The sequence below is a fragment of the Coleofasciculus sp. FACHB-712 genome (assembly GCF_014695635.1).
In the GTDB taxonomy this organism is placed as follows: Bacteria; Cyanobacteriota; Cyanobacteriia; order Cyanobacteriales; family FACHB-T130; genus FACHB-T130.
Genome location: NZ_JACJOQ010000375.1, coordinates 1 through 3,082, shown reverse-complemented (window position 1 = coordinate 3,082; position 3,082 = coordinate 1). Strand labels below are relative to the sequence as shown.

Genomic DNA, 3,082 nt, shown 5'->3' with positions numbered 1-3,082 from the left:
CAACGCCTTTGGCAGCCTGAAGAAATGCCTCATGAAGAGACCATCAAGGCTCACATTAAGCATTTACGGCGGAAACTGCAAGCAGTGGGCGCACCCGCTGATTTAATTGAAACCGTTTATGGCGTAGGTTATCGTCTCCAAAACAGCCCGCCCCGACCTTAAGCATGGTTACGCTGACAAAATCTAACTTTCCTTCTTCCCGACTTCTTCACTTTTAGGCGTTAACTTTTAGATAAAGCGTTTGAATAGAAAAGAAAAATGCCTTCTTGCCCTTGCTGTTCCCAGCCCTTAGTCCGCCATGCTGCTTTGGGGAAAGTTTACTGGTTTTGTAGCTATTGTTACCAGGAAATGCCAAATTTAATCACTCTTGTCAAAGCTAAACCAGGGTTTCACATAGACCGTTAGATGGGAAGAAGCTTAAACAACCAACATTGAGCGAACGATCTCAAAAAATCATCTGCGATACTGCTTCTTCATTTATCTAATTGGTTAATATTAAGATATTTTTCACAGCAGTTTATTCAGGGCAACAGATTCTGTTGAACAATACAAAATGAGTCAAAAAGAAGAAATTTATTTACTTGATGAAGCAACTCTGAATGCTCTTACAGTCTATTGGCAGAAAAATTGTATAAAAGAAGAAGACATCGATAAATACGGGTTCTTGGTATCCATGAGAGATGCTTACAAACTTGCTTCAAGATTTACTGAAGGAACCCCCTATCGAGATAGATGGTTTTGGATGCTGCATGAATTTATGCAAGATGAGTATAACAAAATGACTGTTGCTCAGTTTAATCTTGATGGGATAAGCACCCAGTTAAGGCAGGATTTTACCCGACAGCCTTTTCGCATTACCCCTATCCTGTAAAGAAAAGACATTACAAATTACCGATTCCCTGCTTTATAAATTAGCAACCGAATTGGTATGAGTTTTCGGCAAAGCCAGATTCATTCATCATCAGCCTTACAGAAGTAGGATAGTTATGACTCAGATACTTGATTCTCTTCCTCCAAATTCGTCTGATAGAATTCTCTGCTGTTATATCAATTCCACCAGCCAAATTCAGATCGCTCGGATTGCGAATATCCCAAATTGGTACTTTGAGCGGATTGTTTTTCCAAAAGAACGTTTTTTCTTTGAAGCGTTACCGGATGCTCAGCTAGAAATTCATACGGGTATGATATTCGATGCAAGTCTAGCGGATACAATCCCTTGCAATCAGCTATATATTCAAGAATTGACAGCTGAACTCGTTTAATTGCTACAGTTCTAAATGCTACAGTTCTAATTGCTACAATAACTCAAGGCAAAGTTGGCGGAAATGGTCGCCGCGTTGCTCAAAATTTTGGTATTGATCGAAACTGGCACAGGCTGGAGAAAGTAAGACAACTTTAGCGCCATGAGCTTGAGCTAATTCAGCCGCTCTAGAGACAGCCTTCTCCATCGTTTGTACAATTTCGTAACTGGAATAGCCAACGTCTTGTAGTCGCTGGGAAAAAACAGTGGCGGCGTCACCGATGAGTAATACGGCGGTGGCTTTGGTTTGAATCGTCTCTAGCCAACTGGTGTCATCACCCGCTTTGGCTTCACCACCAGCAATTAAAATCGCGGGACTGTTAACGGAAGCTAATCCAACTTGGGCGGCGTCGTAGTTGGTGGCTTTGCTGTCGTTGATAAAGTCAATCCCCGCCAGCGTGCAGATGTGTTCCAGGCGATGGGGAACGCCGGGGAAGTTTGCGATCGCTTCTTGGATCGCCTCTTTCTCAATTCCTGCCAGTCTCGCCGCCGCTACCGCCATCAGCAGATTTTGCAGATTGTGTTCTCCCACCATCCGCAACGCCGATGCTTGCACGATTTTTTCACCTTGTTTTTCAGCTTGTGGAGATTCCATTTGCGTCTCTACAACCCAACCGTCTTCGATGTAGAAACCTTTCTCCCCAATTAAATCGGCTTTATTCACGCTTGTCCAGTAAGCATTGGGAAAGCGATCGCGTGCAGTCTTTCGCAGTTCGGGATCGTCTCCATTCAACACTTGCTGCTGAGACTGACTCAGTAGCTGTGCCTTAATGTTGTAGTAGTTTTCTAGGGTTTTATGACGGCTGAGGTGATCCGGCGTGAAGGTTGTCCAAACCCCGATTTTCGGAGCAACTGTAGCAGAGGACTCGATTTGATAACTGCTAAGTTCTGCAATTACCCAATCTGGGGGCTTTTCCGCCAACGCCAGTTCCCCAGCAGCATAGCCGATATTGCCGCAGGCGGGAGCATGGAAATTAGCCGCTTGAAAAATCGCAGCCACTAAAGCTGTGGTGGTGGTTTTGCCGTTAGTACCAGTAATACCTACCCAAGGACAAGATTGGAGATATCGCCACGCGAGTTCTATTTCTCCAATTGTCTCGATACCCAGCTTCCTCGCTTCTATTAATATCGGTGCATCCCAAGGAACGCCGGGACTGACGACAATCATCTGGGGCAAATCGGAACCGTTGAGTTCCAAGGAATAGCCCAACTTCACGTCAATGCCCTCGTTGGCAAGCTGTTGTTGTTCTTGGCGGAGATTTTCGGAAGAGTTGCGATCGCTAATCGTCACCGCCCAACCGTCCCGTTTTAACAACCGTGCAGCGGCAATTCCCGATTTTCCCAGACCGATAATATGAGCGATGGGCATAAACTCAATGGCAGTGCAAAGTCCCTAGTTTAGCAATCCTGTATCATATCGCGATAACGGTATTTAAAAACTCATATCCCACCAATCGCCTCCTTCCTGATTCTTCCTTCGCTCTTTATAGCGAAGAGAGCACATGGCTCCGCTAGTGCGCCTTCGCGGTTTTTTTCTTCCTAATTTCTGCTTGCTCAGCAAGAAAATTCCCAAAATCAAACCTTCCTAACCGCCGACTAACTCTTTACAATCGCCCCAAAATCAGCCAACACACGGGCATGATTCCGAAGCAAACCCAGGATATTCAACCGATTGCGCTTGATATTGGGATCGGCATCCATTACCAAAACACTTTCAGCACCATCAAAGAAAGTGCTAACAGTCGGGGCAATCTGCGCCAAACCATCCACTAATAGCTGGTA

At 45.1% G+C, this 3,082-nt stretch carries 5 protein-coding genes; 3 read left to right on the top strand and 2 right to left on the bottom strand.

Features of this window, described 5'->3' with window-relative positions:
* Window positions 1-24: 24 nt before the first annotated feature.
* The 3 genes from H6F50_RS10380 to H6F50_RS10370 all read left to right on the top strand — a co-directional run bounded on the left by H6F50_RS10380 (window position 25) and on the right by H6F50_RS10370 (window position 1,262).
* Window positions 25-162 carry a winged helix-turn-helix domain-containing protein gene (locus H6F50_RS10380; protein ID WP_242028971.1) on the top strand — a complete coding sequence of 46 codons (138 nt, stop codon included), beginning with the start codon at window positions 25-27 and terminating at the stop codon, window positions 160-162.
* A 391-nt stretch (window positions 163-553) separates the two neighbouring features.
* Entirely contained in the window at window positions 554-871 is a 318-nt protein-coding gene (locus H6F50_RS10375; RefSeq protein WP_190412306.1) for a hypothetical protein, read from the top strand.
* A 115-nt stretch (window positions 872-986) separates the two neighbouring features.
* Window positions 987-1,262, top strand: coding sequence for a DUF1830 domain-containing protein (locus H6F50_RS10370; protein ID WP_190412307.1), 276 nt, complete (start codon window positions 987-989; stop codon window positions 1,260-1,262).
* A gap of 33 nt (window positions 1,263-1,295) precedes the next feature.
* Here the strand turns inward: H6F50_RS10370 and murD are convergent, their stop codons facing one another.
* Window positions 1,296-2,669, bottom strand: a complete 1,374-nt coding sequence (murD, locus tag H6F50_RS10365) for a UDP-N-acetylmuramoyl-L-alanine--D-glutamate ligase (RefSeq protein WP_190428635.1) — start codon at window positions 2,667-2,669, stop codon at window positions 1,296-1,298.
* A 227-nt stretch (window positions 2,670-2,896) separates the two neighbouring features.
* Window positions 2,897-3,082, bottom strand: a 186-nt coding sequence (locus H6F50_RS10360) for a hypothetical protein (RefSeq protein ID WP_190428634.1), incomplete at its 5' end; no start/stop codon positions are given.

Excerpts from the sequence above, each read along its gene's own strand:
- murD (WP_190428635.1), bottom strand. The coding sequence starts at position 2,669 with ATGCCCATCGCTCATATTATCGGTCTGGGAAAATCGGGAATTGCCGCT.
- H6F50_RS10370 (WP_190412307.1), top strand. The coding sequence starts at position 987 with ATGACTCAGATACTTGATTCTCTTCCTCCAAATTCGTCTGATAGAATT.
- H6F50_RS10380 (WP_242028971.1), top strand. The coding sequence starts at position 25 with ATGCCTCATGAAGAGACCATCAAGGCTCACATTAAGCATTTACGGCGG.
- H6F50_RS10375 (WP_190412306.1), top strand. The coding sequence starts at position 554 with ATGAGTCAAAAAGAAGAAATTTATTTACTTGATGAAGCAACTCTGAAT.